Source organism: Staphylococcus sp. NWU MK-U1 (assembly GCF_033283505.1).
GTDB classification, from domain to species: domain Bacteria; phylum Bacillota; class Bacilli; order Staphylococcales; family Staphylococcaceae; genus Staphylococcus; species Staphylococcus haemolyticus.
Map to the genome: position 1 here is coordinate 58,033 of NZ_JAVSMG010000008.1, position 19,068 is coordinate 77,100.

Annotated in this window: 16 protein-coding genes; 14 read left to right on the forward strand and 2 right to left on the reverse strand. The window is 35.9% G+C overall.

Annotation, left to right across the window (positions count from 1 at the left end; translation table 11 throughout):
• Positions 1–370 precede the first annotated feature (370 nt).
• The 10 genes from SBL16_RS10375 to SBL16_RS10420 all read left to right on the forward strand — a co-directional run bounded on the left by SBL16_RS10375 (position 371) and on the right by SBL16_RS10420 (position 11,979).
• Positions 371–1,072, forward strand: coding sequence for an NAD(P)H-dependent oxidoreductase (locus SBL16_RS10375; RefSeq protein ID WP_107611999.1), 702 nt, complete (start codon positions 371–373; stop codon positions 1,070–1,072).
• 216 nt (positions 1,073–1,288) lie between these two features.
• Positions 1,289–2,683 carry a YfcC family protein gene (locus SBL16_RS10380; protein WP_107612000.1) on the forward strand — a complete coding sequence of 465 codons (1,395 nt, stop codon included), beginning with the start codon at positions 1,289–1,291 and terminating at the stop codon, positions 2,681–2,683.
• Between the two features lie 355 nt (positions 2,684–3,038).
• The gene (locus SBL16_RS10385; protein WP_053016167.1) at positions 3,039–3,818 is read left to right on the forward strand and encodes a (S)-acetoin forming diacetyl reductase; all 780 of its coding nucleotides are present in this window, start codon (positions 3,039–3,041) and stop codon (positions 3,816–3,818) included.
• A 239-nt stretch (positions 3,819–4,057) separates the two neighbouring features.
• Entirely contained in the window at positions 4,058–4,297 is a 240-nt protein-coding gene (locus SBL16_RS10390; protein WP_011274531.1) for a hypothetical protein, read from the forward strand.
• Between the two features lie 151 nt (positions 4,298–4,448).
• Entirely contained in the window at positions 4,449–4,976 is a 528-nt protein-coding gene (locus SBL16_RS10395; protein ID WP_107612001.1) for a YfiT family bacillithiol transferase, read from the forward strand.
• Positions 4,977–5,110: 134 nt separating this feature from the next.
• On the forward strand, positions 5,111–6,145 hold the full coding sequence (locus SBL16_RS10400; RefSeq protein ID WP_107612002.1) for an SDR family oxidoreductase: 1,035 nt from the start codon (positions 5,111–5,113) through the stop codon (positions 6,143–6,145).
• A 180-nt stretch (positions 6,146–6,325) separates the two neighbouring features.
• Entirely contained in the window at positions 6,326–7,936 is a 1,611-nt protein-coding gene (locus tag SBL16_RS10405) for a xylulokinase (protein ID WP_107612003.1), read from the forward strand.
• 32 nt (positions 7,937–7,968) lie between these two features.
• Entirely contained in the window at positions 7,969–9,249 is a 1,281-nt protein-coding gene (locus SBL16_RS10410) for an MFS transporter (protein WP_037537468.1), read from the forward strand.
• A gap of 14 nt (positions 9,250–9,263) precedes the next feature.
• Positions 9,264–10,046: a glucose 1-dehydrogenase gene (locus SBL16_RS10415; RefSeq protein WP_016930546.1), complete on the forward strand. Its 783-nt coding sequence runs from the start codon at positions 9,264–9,266 to the stop codon at positions 10,044–10,046.
• Between the two features lie 229 nt (positions 10,047–10,275).
• Positions 10,276–11,979 (forward strand): ABC-ATPase domain-containing protein, encoded by a 1,704-nt coding sequence (locus tag SBL16_RS10420; RefSeq protein ID WP_107612004.1) that lies wholly within the window; start codon positions 10,276–10,278, stop codon positions 11,977–11,979.
• A 52-nt stretch (positions 11,980–12,031) separates the two neighbouring features.
• On the opposite strand, the gene SBL16_RS10425 is transcribed toward SBL16_RS10420, so the two are convergent.
• Both SBL16_RS10425 and SBL16_RS10430 read right to left on the reverse strand, forming a co-directional pair.
• Positions 12,032–12,430: a hypothetical protein gene (locus tag SBL16_RS10425; protein ID WP_011274541.1), complete on the reverse strand. Its 399-nt coding sequence runs from the start codon at positions 12,428–12,430 to the stop codon at positions 12,032–12,034.
• A gap of 150 nt (positions 12,431–12,580) precedes the next feature.
• The gene (locus tag SBL16_RS10430) at positions 12,581–14,239 is read right to left on the reverse strand and encodes an FAD-binding dehydrogenase (RefSeq protein ID WP_107612005.1); all 1,659 of its coding nucleotides are present in this window, start codon (positions 14,237–14,239) and stop codon (positions 12,581–12,583) included.
• A gap of 160 nt (positions 14,240–14,399) precedes the next feature.
• Between SBL16_RS10430 and SBL16_RS10435 the strand changes: the two genes are divergently transcribed.
• The 4 genes from SBL16_RS10435 to SBL16_RS10450 all read left to right on the forward strand — a co-directional run bounded on the left by SBL16_RS10435 (position 14,400) and on the right by SBL16_RS10450 (position 19,005).
• On the forward strand, positions 14,400–15,782 hold the full coding sequence (locus SBL16_RS10435) for an NAD-dependent succinate-semialdehyde dehydrogenase (protein WP_317953992.1): 1,383 nt from the start codon (positions 14,400–14,402) through the stop codon (positions 15,780–15,782).
• Between the two features lie 170 nt (positions 15,783–15,952).
• Entirely contained in the window at positions 15,953–17,026 is a 1,074-nt protein-coding gene (locus SBL16_RS10440; RefSeq protein WP_107612007.1) for an NAD(P)-dependent alcohol dehydrogenase, read from the forward strand.
• A gap of 178 nt (positions 17,027–17,204) precedes the next feature.
• A complete protein-coding gene (locus tag SBL16_RS10445) occupies positions 17,205–17,645 on the forward strand; it encodes a MarR family winged helix-turn-helix transcriptional regulator (protein WP_053041693.1) in 441 nt (146 codons plus the stop codon).
• Between the two features lie 16 nt (positions 17,646–17,661).
• Positions 17,662–19,005, forward strand: a complete 1,344-nt coding sequence (locus tag SBL16_RS10450) for a dihydrolipoyl dehydrogenase family protein (protein WP_107612008.1) — start codon at positions 17,662–17,664, stop codon at positions 19,003–19,005.
• The last annotated feature ends 63 nt before the right edge of the window (positions 19,006–19,068 follow it).

Here is a 19,068-nt window from a genome sequence, read left to right on the forward strand (position 1 = left end):
TTGCTCACCATCCCAAAATGTTAATGTATAAATCGACCATTCAAACAGTTAATTGCTAACTTTTATACACCGTGCAGTCTAACCTCCTTGTAATATAAGGCTTAGATATATACATAGTTGAATATACATATTTCGCCACTATTAATTGGAAGTATACTCTTTAAAGATAATTGATTAGTTTAGCGAGAATAACTTAAGTGAGGTAACGGATATTTCGTCTATTATTCGTCTATCTCACTTTTTTACGTTTATAGAGTGGATTTGTAAGGACAATATGCTAATTACATTTAAACGAGCATATATGTTTGTGATAAAAGAAATTCATAGTATCTTGAACGTATAAGTATTCCAATTCTATTGAGGTGAGAATGTGAAAGCATTAATTGTATATGCCCATCCTGAACCAAAGTCATTCAATGGTGCATTAAAAGATAAAGCTGTAGAAACATTAGAAGCACAAGGTTATGAAGTTAAAGTTTCGGATTTATACGCAATGGATTTTGATCCAGTTGCTAGAAAAGAAGATTTCAAAAACTTAACAGATTCTGAATTCTTCAAATACGCAATAGAACAAAAAAATGCATATGATAACGATGAATTAACATCAGTGATTAAGGAAGAATTTGAAAAACTGTTATGGGCAGACTTAGTTATTTTCCAATTTCCACTATGGTGGTTTAGTGTTCCAGCTATACTTAAAGGTTGGTTTGATAAAATCTTTATGTTTGGTGGCATTTATGGCGGAGAATATGACCGTTATGACAAAGCACGATTAACAGATAAAATAGCCATGATTTCAACTACGACTGGCTCACCCGAAGGAAGCTATGCTGCAAATGGTTTTTCAGGAGATATTTATGAGCAAGTATTATTCCATATTAACCATGGTATGATTTATTTCTCTGGTATGACACCATTAGAACCATTTATTGCTTATCAAGTTAGCCATAGCGAAGAGGTAAGACGTGACTATCTTGAACAATTAGCTGAGAAATTAAAACATATCGATGACATTCCTAGAATTCAATATCATAAATTAGAAGATTTCGATGATAACGGACAATTAAAATAGACATTTTTGAAATACAAGCATCATCAAAATGAATCATTTATTCATTTTGGTGATGCTTTTTTAATTGTAAGTATTTATAGGTCTAGCACATCGTTGAAATGACGAAAATAACAAATGTAATTTAAATTGTAATCGTATATCAGCTGATAAATAGGGTATGATGTATATAATCATCTGATGAGATACATTCTATTCTATTTAAGGTGTTGATGAGTTATGGAAGAAAAGAAGCATAAGAAATTTAAGTTTAAGACGCCTCATACATATGCTTTATTAATGTTTGTTATTTTTCTAGCTTGGTTATTAACTTACATTATTCCAGCTGGTGAATATGCGCGTGAAAAGAAAGGAGATCAAACACTTGTCGTTTCAGGGACTTACCATACTGTGGAATCGGCAAACGTCAACTTCCTCGAAATATTCAGGTCAATTCCTGAAGGACTAATCAGTGGCGGAGAAATCGTATTCTATATATTTCTAGTAGGTGGTGCCTTTGGCATTATTCATAAGACAGGTGCTTTCGAAAATGGTGTAAACAAAGCAATGAGAATGTTAAGAAAGGCCAATTTCCTAATGATTCCATTGACGATGACAATATTCTCTATATTAGGATTTACAATTGGATTAGCAGAAGAAACAATTATCTTTGTTCCGATTGGCATTATAATCGCTCGGACATTAGGTTACGACGCCTTAACAGGTGCTGCAATGGTTATTTTAGGTGCTGCCAGTGGTTTCAGTGGAGGTATGTTAAATCCCTTTACAGTTGGTGTGGCACAAACCGTTGCTGAATTACCAATGTTCTCAGGCTGGGGTTTACGTACAATTATCTATTTATTTATCTTAACTGCAGCCATTTCTACAGTTATGTTATATGCACGTAAAGTGAAGAAAGATAAGTCAAAAAGTATTGTGTATGAGCTAGAAAAAGAAGAAGGTCATATTACTCAAGAAATCACCTATCAACATTTTAGTAAGAGACAAGCAGCTAGCTTACTTATCATAGTTGCTACAATTCTATTTAACGTATTTGGCATATTTGTATTCGATTGGACGTTTAATGAGATGAGCGCCAATTTCTTACTTGCTGGTATTGTTGCAGGTTTAGTAAGCGGACTTGGATTAAATGGTACATTTGACGCATTAATTGAAGGAATGCAGAACATTTTATTTGGCGCAATGATTGTTGGATTCGCTAAAGGAATCGTCGTTATTTTGGAAAATGGTAAAATCATCGATACGATTGTTCATGGCATGACAACATTGCTATCAGATATACCAGCTTCATTTGTAATTATTGCTATGTTTATATTACAGTTCTTACTTAATTTCTTTATACCATCTGGATCGGGTCAAGCATTAACAACAATGCCATTAATGGTACCAATATCAGATTTACTGCATATTAATCGTCAGTTAACGGTACTCGCTTTCCAATATGGTGATTCAATCAGTAACATTTTATTCCCAACTTCAGCAATCTTAATGGGAGCATTAGCTGTTGGACGAATTACTTATACTCAATGGATTAAATTTGTGTGGAAGTTGATACTATTATGGGTAATCATTTGTGCAGTGGCGATGTCGATTGCGCTTATAATTGGCTATTAAAAATTTCTCAAGAAGCACTTGGAAATTTGTTTAAAGGCTTGACGGGTAAGACTGACGCTTGTCTGAAGTTAGTAGGAAGTACGTCTAATAAACGCTGTCATAACAATGAAAAGGCGGGTTTCTAAATTGATAGGGATGATACCTTTATGGGATACTTTTTATTAATCTTCATATTTTGCAACAATAATTCATAAGGAAAAAACAATGAAAACAATATATTAGTATTAATTATTTATTTAATATCTGAATCAAATCGATCTTATAAAAGCACCAATTATTATTCATAAAATGTTCAAATCGTTAATATATAAAAGTGATAATATAATAAATGAATAATATTTAAGAGGTGTTTTTTATGAGTAATACTAAAAAAGTTGCAGTAGTTACAGGCGCAGCTCAAGGGATTGGACTCAAAATAGCAGAACGTTTATTTAAAGATGGTTTTAGTGTTGCACTTGTAGACTTTAATGAAGAAGGAGCTAAAAAAGCGGCTGCTTCATTAAAAGCAGAAGGACAAGAAGCGATAGCATTTAAAGCAGACGTTTCAGACCGTGAAAATGTTTTTAATGTATTACGTAGCGTTGTAGAATATTTCGGTGAATTTAATGTATTAGTTAATAATGCTGGTCTAGGACCAATGACACCTATCGACACGGTAACACCTGAGCAATTTAGCCAAGTTATTGGCGTTAACATTGGTGGTGTCTTCTGGGGAATCCAAGCTGCATTAGAACAATTTGAAAAATTGGGTCATGGTGGTAAAATCATTAACGCTACTTCTCAAGCAGGGGTTGAAGGCAACAAAGGTTTATCTTTATACAGCAGTACTAAATTTGCAGTGCGTGGTTTAACTCAAGTTGCTGCGCGTGATTTAGCAGAAAAAGGTATCACAGTTAATGCATATGCACCAGGTATTGTTGAAACTCCAATGATGGAAGGTATTGCGATTAAATTAGCTAAAGAAAATAATCAACCTGAAGAATGGGGTTGGAAACAATTTACTGATCAAATTACATTAAAACGTTTGTCTAAACCAGAAGACGTTGCTAATGTGGTAAGTTTCTTAGCAGGTAGTGATTCTGATTACATCACTGGACAAACAATTATCGTTGATGGTGGTATGAGATTCCACTAAGAATAGGCGACAAAATCAGTAAGTATTTACCGATTGTTTAATTTATTATTTTATCAAGCCCATTACTTTTAGCATAAGACAATAGCATAAAACATTTTGAAGTGGTTTGCACTAGCATAAGTGTGAGCCGCTTTTAACTTTAGTTAAAAAGATGTGTCAATTTTGTTATAAAAATTTTGCTCAATTCAAAATAGTTTTAGTATATAATACTGTGTAACACCAATTGAAAGGAGCAACTTATGAACTTAAATAGTATTAATTTAGTTTCAGGTATTTTATGCTTATTATCATTTTTATTAGTAGTTTCTATCATGTTTACGAGCATGTTCTGGTTTCTTCCAGGATTGTTTGTGATGTTATTAGCTATTATTGCAAATGTCTTAGGCATCTTGAAAGGCAATAAAGCCATAAATATTACAATGTTAATTTTAAATATTGTATTTTTAGTTATTTTCTCAAGTCCTTTATTATTAGCTTAATATTTTGAGAAAATTATATATATCTTAAATTTCCAGAGGAAGTGGGATAGAAATTAATGTAATGATTAATTTCTGTGCTCGCTTCTTTTTTATTTATCCTTAATAAGGGTAGATAGAAGGTATAGATAAAGATAGCTAAGGGGGATTTATAATGGATGTAAGATTTCCAATAGGAGAATTTGAAGCGCCAACGAATTCAACATTAGTTGATGTGAAACAATGGATGAGTGAAATTGAAGCATATAGTGATCAGTTGAAGAAAACGGTTCATCAATTGAGTGATGAGCAGTTAGAACGTCGTTATCGAAAAGGAAGTTGGACGGTTAGACAATTAGTACATCATATTGCAGATTCTCAGATTAATTTGTATGAAAGATTGAAAATGGCATTGACTGAAGATGACGTAACGGCGTTCATGTTTAATCAAGAACGGTGGGCAGAGTTGCCAGACTCTAAATTACCTATGCAAGTTTCAATTACTATTTTAGAGGGACTCAACCAACGCATTGTAGAGATGGGAAATCATGTTACTGAAGGTGAATTAAATCATTCTATCAAGCTATCAGATGGTAGCAATGTACCGGTTTCAGAATTACTTGCGAAATTATCATGGCATGAGCGTCATCATTTAGAGCACATTAAGATTGCATTATCCGACCAAGGCATATCAAAAGAGTAGTAAATACAGTTATAAAGTTGAGCGTCTACAACTTAAGAATGAACTTTGTCAAAAGCAAGTGTAATTCATCAAACTAATATGATAAAACTGTTATAATCTGTACCTACCAAGAGAAAGATAGGGGAGGAAGTTTCATGAAGGAACAAGTTTTAGTAACTGGAGGGACAGGTTTTTTAGGTTTACGTATTGTCGCGGAATTATTAAAGCAAGATTATGGTGTACGTGCAACAATTCGTTCGTTATCTAAGAAAGATACTATTTTAGAAACATTAAAGTCACAAAATATTGATACGCAAAATTTAGCATTTGTTGAAGCGGATTTATCTAAAGATGATAACTGGGAAGATGCTATGGAAGATTGCACCTATGTGATGAGTGTAGCATCGCCTGTAGTGATGGGTAGTGTCAGCTTAACTGATGAACAATCGATCAATAAACAAGCCATTGAAGGTATTCAGCGTATCTTGAGAGCTGCCGAGAAAACGAATGTGAAGCGTGTAATAATGACTGCAAACTTTGGCGCAGTAGGATTTAGTAATAAAGATAAATCTAGTGTGACAACAGAAGAACATTGGACTAATCCAAATGAAAAAGGACTTTCTGTTTATGAGAAGTCTAAATTAATTGCTGAGCGAGCAGCGTGGGACTTTGTGAATGCTACTGAAAATCACATTGAGTTTGCGACAATCAATCCTGTTGCTATACTTGGACCATCATTAAATCAACATATGTCATTAAGTTTTCAATTTGTAGAAAATATTGCTAGTGGCAAAATGAAACGAATCCCTAATATACCAATGAATATCGTGGATGTCAGAGACGTTGCACAATTACATGTTTTGGCAATGAAAACGCCAGAAGCAAATGGTAAACGTTTTATCGCCACTGCAGATGGACAAATCTCTATGCCTGAAATCGCACAATTAATTAAAAAAGAACGCCCTGAATTAGCAAGTAAAGTTTCAACTAAGACCATTCCAGATTTCGCAATTAAGCTAGGCGCTAGATTTAATAGCGAAGCACAAGAAGGTAAGTTATTACTTGAAATGAATAGAAATGTTAGTAATCAGCAAGCACGAAATGTTTTAGGTTGGACGCCAAGTTACACTCAAGAAGAAGCCATTCTAGCATCTGTTGACTGTATGAGAGACTATCACATTTTAAAATAAACATAATTGAATAATACATTTAAGCAAACACCTTTATCTTCATTGTTGTAAATAGAAGATAAAGGTGTCTTTTTACTTACAAAATTTAGAAAACGCTTACTTTTCTCTTGTTTCATGAAAAATACATATGCTAGGATAAATCTATGATAACGTTTTCATAATAAAAAGTAAGGTGAAACGATGAATAATACACAAATCAAACAATTTATTGAAGATGGTCATTTAACAGTGGGTATTGAATTCGGTTCAACGCGTATTAAAGCAATTGCGATTGATGACCAATGTCAAACCCTCGCAACAGGTTCATTCGAATGGGAGAACAGTTACCGTAATGGTTATTGGACGTATTCGGTGAACGATGCATGGGTAGGCATTCAAAAAGCATATGGCGCAATGACTCAAGAGTTAAAAGAGAAATACGATGCAACCGTGAAACAACTTGCTTCTTTAGGTATTAGTGGCATGATGCATGGCTATTTACCGTTTGATGACAATGACGATTTACTCGTTCCATTTAGAACGTGGCGTAATAACAATGCTAATAAAGCAGCTGAAATCTTACGAGAGGACTTCCAAGTGAATATTCCTGAACGTTGGAGTATTGCACAACTTTATCAATCTGCATTAGATCAAGAAGCACACGTTGAGAAAGTAAGCTATATGACGACACTTGCGGGATACATACATTGGTATCTAACCGATGAGAAAGTATTAGGTATTGGAGATGCGTCTGGTATGTTCCCAATTGATAGTGAGACACAAGACTATCGTGACGATATTATTGAACGCTTTAATAAGAAGTTTTCTGAAAAGGGTTACACACAAGATGTTAGAGATATCTTACCTAAAGTAGTTTTAGCAGGGGAGTATGCCGGACGTCTTACTGACACGGGTGCGAAATTAGTTGATCCAAACGGTGAGCTACAAGCCGGATGTCCATTATGTGCACCTGAAGCGGATGCAGCTACAGGAATGGTAGCTACAAATAGTGTTGCACCAAGAACTGGTAATATTTCAGCAGGTACAAGTATCTTCTCGATGATTGTCCTTGAAAAGCCAATCAAAGATGTCTATCCAGAGGTAGATATAGTTACAACACCAGACGGTTACGAAGTAGCAATGATTCATGCGAATAACTGTACATCAGATATAAACGCTTGGGTCGATTTGTTTGGAGAAGTATTTGAAACAATGGGAGTTAAATACGATAAAGGTGAATTGTTCACCAAATTATTTGAACGTGCCTTAAAAGGTGACGAAGATTTAGGTAAGTTATTGTCATATGGTTATATTTCTGGTGAATTTATCACAGATGTACAACATGGTTATCCAATGCTTGTACGATCAGTAGACAGTAACTTTAACTTAGCTAACTTAATGAAAACACATATTTACAGTGCTTTCAGTACGTTGAAGATTGGTATTGATTTATTAAAAGAAAGAGAAAATATTCATATTGATTCAATGTTTGGTCATGGTGGCATCTTTAAAACTGAAAAAGTTGCGCAATCATTCTTAGCAGCTGCTTTAGACAGTCCTGTTCGTGTTATGCAAACTGCAAGTGAAGGTGGCGCTTGGGGTATCGCAGTATTGGCGAGATACATGATTGAGACAGAGACATCAAATTTAGCAACATATTTGAATGACTTTGCGTTTAAAGGAACAGAATCAATGACAATCGAACCAACTAAAGATGAAGTTGCAAGCTTTGAGCAATATACAGAACGTTTTAAACAAGGCATTCCACTTGAACGTCTTGCACATGAACAATTTAATTCAGAACAAAAATAATGAATAAAACAAAGGTAGAAAGAGGGATTAAAATGGCGAACGAGATAGAAAAACGAGAACGTCAATTTCTAGGATTGCCTATGGTATTAATATGGGGATACATTGCCGTAGCGATCTTTATGACCGGTGACGGTATGGAACAAGCATTTTTATCTAAATATATTATGAGTCTTGGCTTTGATAATTCTGAAGCCGGCAATGTCTTAACCGTTTACGGTTTAGTCGTAGCTATCGCTTCATGGTTATCAGGTGTGATGGCTGAGATTTTCAGTCCAAGACGTGTGATGACATTCGCGTTTATTATTTGGATGATCTTTCATGTTGGATTTTTAGTCTTTGGTCTAGAACAACAAAACTATGCCATGATGATGATTATGTATGGTATTCGTGGTTTAGCATATCCAATGTTTATTTATAGCTTTGTCGTATGGATTACATATTCTTCACCAAGTTACAAACTAGCTTCAGCAATGGGTTGGTTCTGGGCAATGTATTCAATCGGTATTGGAGTACTAGGTTCATATTTACCAAGCTTTTCAATTCCAATCATTGGTGAAATGGGTACTTTATGGTCATCATTAATCTTCATCTTAATTGGTGGATTAATCGCAATGTTCTTAGTTAAAGATAAAAAAGGCGAAGATGTCGAAGCACAACGTATGACTAAGAAAGAAATGTTAAGAGAATTTGGCCGAGGTATCACAATTCTTAAGAATAAGAACGTTGCAGTTGCCTTTGTCGTAAGAATCATCAACCAACTGTCATTATTCGGATTGGTTGTATTCTTACCACACGTTTATACGGCAGATTTCGGATTCACTACGTCAGAATGGTTACGTGTTTGGGGCTTAATGTACATTATTACAATCTTCACTAATTTATTCTGGGGTATTATGGGAGATAAAATTGGTTGGGTACGCCAAGTACGCTGGTTTGGCTGTATTGGTATGGCCGTTTCTACGTTAGCGTTCTATTATTTCCCTGCATGGAGTGGACCTAATATATTCGTGACAACTTTAATTGCACTGATGTTCGGCTTCGCTGTTGCTGCATTCGTTCCAATGTCAGCTATCTTCCCAACGTTGGTACCTGAACATAAAGGGGCGGCAGTGTCCGTACATAACTTAGCAGCTGGTCTAAGTAATTTCCTAGGTTATGGACTTGCAAGTGTCATGCTTATATTCGCCTCAGCTGAAGTAACGATTTGGGCATATGCAGTGATTTATGTATTAGGCTTTGTTCTTACATTCTTTATGAAAGTACAACAGCCTGGAAGACAAGTAAAAACAACAGTTAATACACAATCAAATTAAAAAGGATGATAAAAATGACAAACATTATTGAACAATTTAAAGTAAACGGTAAAGTAGCAATCGTAACAGGTGGTGCCATGGGACTAGGTAAAGCTATGGCAGAAGCATTAGCACAAGCAGGTGCAGATATTGTTATTGCAGACATTAAATTAGATTTAGCTCAAGAAACAGCAAAAGCAATTGCAGATAATGAAGGCGTTAAAACGACAGCATTAAAAGTAGATGTTACAAATCCAGAAGACGTTAGCAAAATGGTAGACGACGTCGTGAATGAGTACGGTAAAGTTGATATCTTAGTAAATAATGCTGGTATGACAATTAATGAAAAAGCAGAAGACGTATCTTACGAAAACTGGTTAAAAGTAATTAACTTAAACTTAAATGGTGTCTTCTTAGTAGCACAAGCAGTAGGACGTCAAATGATAAAACAAGGCTATGGTTCAATCATTAATACATCATCAATGTCAGGATTAATTGCCAATAAACCACAAGAACAAGCATCTTACAATGCATCTAAAGCAGGCGTTATCATGTTAACGAAAAGTTTAGCAATGGAATGGTCAAAATATGGCATCAAAGTAAACACAATTGCGCCAGGATACATGAAAACAGCATTAACTGAACCAATGTTTAATACTGGAGGCGAAATGATCGATTATTGGATGGGTGCGACACCAATGGGTCGTCCAGGTGAACCAGAAGAATTAGGTGGCATTGTTGTATACCTTGCATCTGACGCTTCATCATTCGCACAAGGTAGCGTATTTACAATTGATGGTGGATACACTGCATTATAATTATGTTTGGAAAAGTGCAGAGATGTGTCTATGCACTTTTTCATTATTAGTGAAAAAATTTTTTGAGAAGTTTTAATAATTCGATGATATGCATCTCAGCTGTAGGATGAAAATCCAATGCTTGAGATGCATTTTTTATATTCAAATCAAAAATTTCTTGAATGAAGTTATGCGTGCCGGTTAGGTTGGGTAAACTGTGAATAGACACTTATTAAACGGAGGAATAATGATGAAGCGCTCAATAGATCTCGGAAAGACATTAAAATCGTTAGATGGACAAAAATATGGAGCGTATAAACGAACAAAAGGTATATATGCCTTTGATCAATTTCACTTAGCAATCGATCATGTACAGGTGGATCCTTTTGCGCCACCTTCAAAAATGCGTCTTATCATTCAACGTGATATCGCCAAAATTCCAAGTGATTTATTAGATGAGAAAGATAAACGTATTGCGGTATCAGATTTCTTAACTAGAGCATTTGGCCATCAAGCTTCGGCATTTAATCGTACCGTTAAAGGTTCAGGTAAAAACGGTAAAATTTTCATCGATCATTGTGGTCAAGAAATGTTAGAACGTACATCAGTCGTAATTAATGATAAAGAAATTGAAGTGCGCATTGAAGTTGGTATGCCAGCAGCAGGACGTAAGATTCTTGGAAAAGCTGCGGCCCATACACTTATAAATGGCTTATCAAAGATAGTAGATCAAGCCATCATGTATCAAAATATTGACCAACAAGCACTTCAACATCAAGTAACATTAAAATTAGACCAAACATATATTAGGAAACAACTTGAACAACAACACTTAGTCGCTTTTGTCGCAAATAACGCCATTTTACCACGAAAAAGCGGTGTATCTGATAAGCCAATGAAAGGTGCCATTCAATTTACGAGCCCACACGCTTTCGAAACAACATTCAATTTGCCAAGTGGTCGGGCAGTCACAGGGATGTCTATTCCTGAAGGCATAACATTGATTGTTGGTGGTGGTTATCACGGTAAATCGACCCTATTAGAAGCGCTTGAACGTAGTGTCTATGACCATATTCCAAATGATGGTCGTGAATTTGTTATTACGCGTCATGACGCTATGAAGATACGAGCTGAAGATGGACGTGGAATTCAAAATGTTAACATTAGTCCATTTATAGATAACTTGCCTGGCAAGAAAGATACAACGCACTTTTCGACTGACAATGCGAGTGGCAGCACATCACAAGCAGCTAATGTCATGGAAGCATTAGAAACACAAACGTCAACGCTACTTATTGATGAAGATACATCGGCGACGAACTTTATGATTCGTGATGGACGTATGCAGAAGTTAATTGCGCCTGATAAAGAACCAATAACACCATTTTCTAATAAAGTGAGACCACTTTTTGAAGCGCATCAAGTTTCAACTATTCTAATTGTTGGTGGGTCTGGTGATTATTTTGACGTTGCTGATCAAGTCATGATGATGGATGAGTATCATTTGAAAGATGTAACTGCTGAGGCGAAAGACATTGCTCAATCAGATGGATACCAACGTGACTTACAGGCAGGTACACAATTTGGTGTGATTCCATCTCGTGTCCCTTTAGATGCTTCATTCTCTAAAAAAGGGAAAGATGATCGAATGAAAGCCAAAGGGCTACACACAGTGATGTACGGCAAAGATGCAATAGATATATCTGGTTTAGAACAATTAGTGGATGACAGTCAAACCAATGCGTTGACCGTTATGATGAATTACTTTAGACATCACCTTATAGATAATCATAAGAGTCTTATTGAGGCAACGAATCAAATGTACGACTTAATTGACGAAGAAGGCATCGAAGCGATATCTAACTTTGATGGACATCCTGGTAATTTAGCGCTTCCTCGTAAGCAAGAATTTATCGGAACATTGAACCGTTATCGTGGTTTAAAAGTAAAATAAAATAACAAAAGCACATTGCACTTGATAGTTAATCAAGCTTTGCAATGTGCTTTTAATTCGTTAAGAAAAAGTCTACAGTAATATCATCATCATAATATCTTTCGTCATATTCTTCCATCGACGTATTCGGCAGAATGCTTAGGCTTTTGACATAATCAATACCATAATCTTCGACGTAGCCACGTTGGCCATGTTTAACATAAGGCGTTACTTTAGACTTAAACTTTACAACTTGTTGTAAAAAGGGTTCTTGGTTATGAAAGTATCTCTTTGATGCATAAACCCAAACATGATCGAAATACTGACCGCCGATATTAACATCTATTAATAAAATTTTTGAGAAAATAGGCTTGTTTGGAATTTTTACTTTAGGTGTTATAGTAATATGTTCAATTCGACCTATTACGGTTACAGTTTTATTTTTCAAAGATTTCAAGCTATCGCGAGGCATACCATCACCTTCTTTTGCAAAAAATTGTAAAATTGATAACTATTACTTGAAAAAAATAATATTTAATATAATTTTACAACAAAATGCATAAAAAGTGGTGGGATATACATTTTGAAAATACTTTATTTTAGAAGTGTATATTTATGAAATTCACTGTATATGATGATGGATGCCTTCAGCTGCACGAATACCACTAAAGATACAACCACCTAGGAAAGTGCCTTCTAATGCACGATATCCATGAACACCGCCACCACCAAAACCAGATGCTTCTCCAGCAGCGTATAGTCCTTGAATTGGTTGCATGCTTGGATTAAGTGCTTGGCCATCGAGATTCGTTTGAATACCACCGAGCGTTTTACGACTAATAATATTTAATTTTACGGCAATTAAACGTCCGTTTCTTCCACTTAATATTTTATGAGGTTTAGCAGTGCGAACGAGTTTATCACCTAAGAATTGACGTGCATTATTGATAAATGCGACTTGTGGATCTTTAGTAAATGGATTATCAATTTGTAAGTCGCGAGCTTTAATTTCATGTTTGATTGTTTCATAGTCAAGTAAGTCATTACCTGCTAAGTCATTCATTTTTCGAACTAGCGTACCTAAATCATCGGCAAGTATGAAGTCAGGTCCCTTATCCATAAAGGATTCTACTGGAGACGTTGCTTTACTACCTAAACGCTCTTGAAGTAATAATTTGATATCTTTATCAGTTAAATCTGGATTCTGCTCAGAGCCAGAAAGTACAAATTCTTTCTTTATAATATCTTCCGTTAATATAAACCATGAATAATCGTAACCTGTCTTCATGATTGTTTCTAGCGTATGCAAAGTATCAAATCCAGGGTAATCTGGTGCAGCCATACGTTTACCGGTCGCATCGAACCACATTGATGATGGCCCAGGAATGATACGAATACCATGATTAGACCAAATGGGACTATGGTTTTGAATGCCTTCAGTATAGTGCCACATGCGATCTTTATTCACGATGTTGGCGCCGGCATCTTCTGTGACTTGAATTAAACGACCGTCAGTTGAATCAGGTACGCCTTGTATCATTGTCTTAGGAGGATTACCTAAACGTTTAGGCCAATATTTTCGAATAAGTGGCATGTTGGCACCAATGCCGCCTGATGTAATTAACAACTCATCGACATCATATTGGAACGTATCTATTACGGTACGAGATGATTTCTCTCCGCGTTCAACGTCACTTGGCTCTAAAATGTTGCCAGAAATGTGAGTGACTTGATTATGTTCAATGCCAATGTCAGTCACTTGGTGACGTGGCAAGAATTTAAATTGACCTTCTAGTTCTTTTTCAAGTACGAAACGATTAAAGGGTTCCACTAATCCTGGACCTGTACCCCAAGTAATATGGAAACGTGGTACAGAGTTGCCATGACCAGAAGCTGATGCGCCACCACGTTCAGCCCAACCTAAGATAGGTGTTAAGCGAACGCCCATCTCTTTTAGATAGTTTTCCTTTTCAAAAGTGGCAAATCGCACGTACGCTTCAGCCCATTGTTTCGCCCAATAGTCCTCATCATCTGGACGGTCAAATTGTGCAGATCCTAACCAATCATTCAGTGCAAGTTCGTATGAATCCTTAACACCCAGGCGTTGTTGAATTTTAGAGTTAACTAGAAATAGCCCACCGAATGACCAATAAGCTTGTCCACCAATCGCTTGACGAGGTTCTTGATCTAACATCGTTACGTGATAGCCTTTCTTTAATAGTTCTGTCGCTGCAACTAAACCACTTAAACCAGATCCAATGACAAATATCTTTTTATTCATAAAAAACTCCTCGTATCAATTGTTATATGTAGTCTACATATTTTATCAAGTAAAGTAGGTACAGGAAAGTGAAACTAGTAATGATAGAAAACGGTTTGATAGATAATCTATTTCTAGGGGTATATACTTATATCAATAATTCTAAAAGGGGTGGATGAATATGGCATCATTAGAAGTCTTAAATCCAGCGACGAACGAAGTAATTGAAACATTAGAATATACAAGTGAAACAACAGCCAAACAACAAATTGAGAAAGCGCATAAAGCGTTCAAATCTTGGAGAGAAGTAGATGCACATGAATGTGCAGATAAGTTGTATAAATGGTTCTCTTTAATTAATGAACATAAAGATGAATTGGCAGAGTTGATTACTAAAGAGGGTGGTAAACCTTTAAAAGAGGCACAAGGTGAAGTGGATTATGCGAATTCATACGTTTCTTGGTATGCCGAAGAAGCTAAACGTATTTACGGTCGTACAATTCCAGCAAATACACCTAATAAAAATATTATTGTGAAAAAATTTCCAGTAGGCGTAGTGGGAGCAATAACACCTTGGAACTTTCCAGCCGCAATGATTACGCGTAAGATTGCGCCAGCATTAGCTGCAGGTTGTACGATTGTGTGTAAACCCGCGACACAAACACCATTAACTACTATTCGTCTCATTGAATTGGCGCATGAAGCGGGAATCCCAGAAGATGCCGTTCAGTATGTCATTATGTCTGGTAAAGATGCAGGTGAATTATTCACGAAACATCTTGTAATGCAGAAAGTTACCTTTACCGGTTCAACAAATGTCGGCAAGAAACTCATCGCACAAGCTGCTGAATCAGTTGAAAATGTCACAATGGAACTAGGTGGGCTAGCGCCATTAATCGTTCACGAAGATGCGGATATTGAATATGCCGTAGATCAAACAATTGCCTCAAAATTCCGTAATGCAGGACAAACTTGTATTTGTGCGAACCGAGTTTACGTGCACGAAGCGGTTGAAGCAGAATTTGTTAAACAATTAACGCAAAAAGTCCACGAATTAAAGGTCGGAAATGGTATGGATGAAGACGTGACTATTGGCCCATTGATTAACGAAGATGGCGTGAAGAAAGTGGTTAATCAATTGAAAGATGCAGAATCTAAGGGCGCTAAATTATCACGCTCATTAGATGAAGCACAAGAAATGGGTGGCAATTTCTTAAAACCTGTCGTCGTTTCAAATGCGAATCAAGATATGCTTGCAATGCAAGAAGAAACATTTGGACCTATCGTACCGATTGCAACATATTCAGATTTAGAAGATGCGATTCAAATGGCGAATGATAGACAATTTGGCTTAGCTGCTTACTTCTTCACAAATGATTATCGTACTGGCTTCCATCTGTATAACTCACTTGATTATGGTGTCATTGGTTGGAATGATGGCGGTCCATCAGCAGCTCACGCACCATTTGGCGGTATGAAAGAAAGTGGTTATGGTCGTGAAGGTGGTACAGAGGGTATCGAACCATACTTAGAAACGAAATATTTATCAATAGGTAATATGTAGTAGATGATGTGCGCTTCTCTTTTTAGGGAAGCGCATTTTTTATAGAAAAATTCTTGTGAATTCAGTATTTTTGTTTAAAATTACTATATAAATTTTTATGAAATCGTTTACATGAATCTTTTTCAGTGAAAGAATAATATAAGATACATAAACTTAGGAGGATGTTATTTATGAGTGAAACTATTCCGGAGAAAATGAACGTTGCATTAATGCATGAACCTTATGATATTGAAATTGTCGAAAGAGATATGCCAAAAGTAGGACCCAAAGATGTCTTAATCAAGATGATGGCAGTAGGCGTTTGTGGTTCTGACGTTCACTATTATGCACATGGTCGTGTTGGTGAATTCGTAGTCGAAAAACCAATCGTATTAGGACATGAATGTGCTGGTATGGTAGCACAAGTTGGGGATGAAGTAACAGACTTTAAAGTAGGAGATCGTGTTGCTATCGAACCAGGTGAACCTTGCCGTGAATGTGAATACTGTAAATCAGGACAATATAATTTATGTCCACATATGGAATTTATGGCGACACCACCATACGATGGTGCGTTCTGTGAATATGTAAGCCATCCGGCAGACTTCCTTTATCATTTACCAGACTCAGTGACTTATGAACAAGCAACCCTTGTTGAACCATTCTCAGTAGGTTTACAGGCATGTAAACGTGCGGATATTAAGTCAGGATCAACTGTTGTGATTATGGGTATGGGTCCAGTTGGTTTAATGGCAGTTGTAGCTACTAAAGCTTATGGCGCAACAAACATTATCGTTTCAGACTTAGAAGATAATCGTTTAGAAGCGGCTAAACGTTTAGGCGCAACAACAGCAATTAATATTAAAAATGAAGACGTCGTGGAACGCATTAAAGAATTAACAGACGGTCAAGGTGTTAACTATGCAATCGAAACAGCAGGTAACCCGATCGCCTTAAGAAGTGCATTAAATTCATTAAAAGATGGCGGTACTTTAGCTATTGTTGGTTTACCTCAAGAAGATATGAACGAAATCAATGTGCCATTTATTGCGAACCATGAAATTAATATTGTGGGTGTCTTCAGATATGCGAATACGTACCCTCAAGGTATTCAAATTTTAAGTACAACAGATGCTGATATTGATTCATTATTCACACATCAATTCGAATTAAATGATACGAGAGAAGCCATGGAATTAACGCGTACAAGTAAAGGTGATGCCTTGAAAGTAATGGTGTATCCAAACGGTTTCTTAGATAAATAATAAATTTAAATACACTTTATTACATCTTAAAGTTAAGATAAATATGTATTACCCCATAGCCTCCTACCGTTCAAAGGTATGGAGGTTATTTTATGTCAGTTTAAACAGATTGTTTGATTAATCGTGCACGATTGTTTACACTTTAATTAATCGCACACGATTGAAAAGAGGTGATGTCATGAATAACGAAGATATGAAACTCGCAAATCAGCTTTGTTTTTCTGCTTATAATGTGAGTCGTCTATTTGCGAAATTCTATGAACAACAATTGAAACCATTTGGATTAACGTATTCTCAATATTTGGTTTTACTCGCTTTATGGGAACACGATAATCAACCCTTACATGAAGTAGGTAAACAGTTGGATTTGTCGAGTAATACATTGACCCCACTTTTAAAGAGATTAGAGCAGTCAGGGTGGGTTAAACGACAACGTTCAGAGGCGGATAAACGTCAATTAGTCGTCTCTTTAACGCAAAAGGGGTATGAGCAACAAGAAGCAGTCTTTGAAGCAGTCGCACAATGTTTACCTCCAGAATTTGATGAAACGCAATATAACGAAACGAAAGCAGTCTTAAGCAAATTAGAACAGTCCTTAAAAGCACTCACGAATAAATAAAAAGAGGATGAGTTAAATGAAACAATACGATGTTGTATTTATAGGAAGCGGACACGCAGCATGGCATGCAGCACTAACACTTAAACATGCAGGTAAAGATGTTGCCATTATTGAAAAAGATACGATTGCAGGTACATGTACAAATTATGGTTGTAACGCTAAAATCTTACTTGAAGGACCTTACGAAGTGTTAGAAGAATCAGCACAATATAACGGTATTATTCAATCACAAGACTTGCATGTGAACTGGGAAAATTTAATGGATTATAAAAAGCAAGTGATTAATCCAATGAATGGTATGTTAAAAGGGATGTTTGAACAACAAGGTATCGATGTTTATATGGGTGCTGGTGTAATTAAAGATGAGCACACAGTGACAGTGAACGATGAGGAATTACAAACTGAAAATATCGTCATTGCGACAGGTCAACATAGTAATAAATTAGATATTGAAGGTAAAGAATTAACTCATGATAGTCGTGACTTCTTATCTATGGATGAACTTCCAAAACGTATGACATTTATAGGTGTCGGTATAATAAGTGTGGAATTTGCATCAATAATGATCAAATCAGGCGTAGAAGTGACTATGATTCACCACTCTGATAAACCACTTAAAGGTTTTAATCAAACACACGTAACACAACTTATTAAAAAATTAGAAGACGAAGGCGTACATTTCTACTTTAATGAAGAGACGCAAAAAGTAGAAATAGCAGGCGATGGATACAAAGTTACAACTGAATCTGGCTTAACGATTGAAACAGATTATGTCTTAGATGCGACAGGTAGAAATCCAAATGTAGAAGGTATTGGATTAGATCAAGTAGGTATTGAATATAGTAAGAAAGGTATTTCAGTAGATGGTCATTTAAGAACAAATGTGAGCAATATTTATGCAAGTGGCGATGTCTTAGATAAAGCTATACCTAAATTAACACCAACAGCGACATTTGAATCAAATTATATTGCGGCTCATATTTTAGGAATGACGCAAGATGAAATACAATACCCAGCGATTCCTTCAGTATTGTACTCGTTACCACGTCTTTCTCAAATTGGTGTTAGTGTTCAAGAAGCTGAGCAAAATGAACGTTACACAGTTAAACACATTCCGTTTGGTAAACAAATGGTATTTGAATATAAAAATGAAACGGATGCAGAAATGTATGTCGTTTTAGATGAAGAGAAACGACTTGTTGGCGCAGATATATATGGCGTCGATGCAGCTGATTTAGTAAACTTACTCGTATTTATTATTAATCAACGCATGACAGCACAAGATTTAAATCAATTAATCTTTGCTTTCCCTGGTGCCTCTAGCGGTGTCATTGATATGTTAAAAGTGAATATGCTGTAATTTAATATAGATAAATAAAGATGCCTACATATTGGAATCAAAGCGTTATTGTTCCAATCATGT

What these genes read in the sequence shown, in the direction of transcription:
- SBL16_RS10390 (WP_011274531.1), top strand. Translation starts at nt 4,058, where the DNA reads ATGAACTTAAATAGTATTAATTTAGTTTCAGGTATTTTATGCTTATTA.
- SBL16_RS10450 (WP_107612008.1), top strand. Translation starts at nt 17,662, where the DNA reads ATGAAACAATACGATGTTGTATTTATAGGAAGCGGACACGCAGCATGG.
- SBL16_RS10445 (WP_053041693.1), top strand. Translation starts at nt 17,205, where the DNA reads ATGAATAACGAAGATATGAAACTCGCAAATCAGCTTTGTTTTTCTGCT.
- SBL16_RS10400 (WP_107612002.1), top strand. Translation starts at nt 5,111, where the DNA reads ATGAAGGAACAAGTTTTAGTAACTGGAGGGACAGGTTTTTTAGGTTTA.
- SBL16_RS10435 (WP_317953992.1), top strand. Translation starts at nt 14,400, where the DNA reads ATGGCATCATTAGAAGTCTTAAATCCAGCGACGAACGAAGTAATTGAA.
- SBL16_RS10405 (WP_107612003.1), top strand. Translation starts at nt 6,326, where the DNA reads ATGAATAATACACAAATCAAACAATTTATTGAAGATGGTCATTTAACA.
- SBL16_RS10420 (WP_107612004.1), top strand. Translation starts at nt 10,276, where the DNA reads ATGAAGCGCTCAATAGATCTCGGAAAGACATTAAAATCGTTAGATGGA.
- SBL16_RS10415 (WP_016930546.1), top strand. Translation starts at nt 9,264, where the DNA reads ATGACAAACATTATTGAACAATTTAAAGTAAACGGTAAAGTAGCAATC.
- SBL16_RS10395 (WP_107612001.1), top strand. Translation starts at nt 4,449, where the DNA reads ATGGATGTAAGATTTCCAATAGGAGAATTTGAAGCGCCAACGAATTCA.
- SBL16_RS10425 (WP_011274541.1), bottom strand. Translation starts at nt 12,430, where the DNA reads ATGCCTCGCGATAGCTTGAAATCTTTGAAAAATAAAACTGTAACCGTA.
- SBL16_RS10380 (WP_107612000.1), top strand. Translation starts at nt 1,289, where the DNA reads ATGGAAGAAAAGAAGCATAAGAAATTTAAGTTTAAGACGCCTCATACA.
- SBL16_RS10410 (WP_037537468.1), top strand. Translation starts at nt 7,969, where the DNA reads ATGGCGAACGAGATAGAAAAACGAGAACGTCAATTTCTAGGATTGCCT.
- SBL16_RS10385 (WP_053016167.1), top strand. Translation starts at nt 3,039, where the DNA reads ATGAGTAATACTAAAAAAGTTGCAGTAGTTACAGGCGCAGCTCAAGGG.
- SBL16_RS10430 (WP_107612005.1), bottom strand. Translation starts at nt 14,239, where the DNA reads ATGAATAAAAAGATATTTGTCATTGGATCTGGTTTAAGTGGTTTAGTT.
- SBL16_RS10440 (WP_107612007.1), top strand. Translation starts at nt 15,953, where the DNA reads ATGAGTGAAACTATTCCGGAGAAAATGAACGTTGCATTAATGCATGAA.